Annotated in this window: 1 protein-coding gene; it reads right to left on the minus strand. The window is 40.5% G+C overall.

The window, feature by feature from the left end:
• On the minus strand, positions 1 to 326 hold a 326-nt coding region (locus tag AOA60_RS01625), incomplete at both ends, for an aconitase family protein (RefSeq protein WP_256592788.1).

Raw genomic sequence — 326 nt, forward strand, 5'->3', positions numbered from 1 at the left:
ATATACGTCAATATCAACTGTTCCAGCCAATGCATATGCAACAACTAGTGGTGGTGAAGCAAGATAGTTAGCTTTCACTAATGGATGAATACGCCCTTCGAAGTTTCGGTTACCAGATAATACTGAAGCTACAGTTAAATCGTTATCCGCAATACCCTCTTCAACTTCAGCTGGTAATGGACCACTGTTACCGATACATGTTGTACATCCGTAACCAACCGTGTTAAACCCTAGTTGATCAAGATATGGTGTAAGGCCAGCTCCAACTAGATAACCTGTAACTACTTTAGAACCTGGCGCTAAACTTGTTTTAACATATTCAGGTA

It is taken from the genome of Pseudomonas sp. 2822-17 (assembly GCF_002742485.1).
Lineage (GTDB): Bacteria > Pseudomonadota > Gammaproteobacteria > Pseudomonadales > Pseudomonadaceae > Aquipseudomonas > Aquipseudomonas cyclaminis.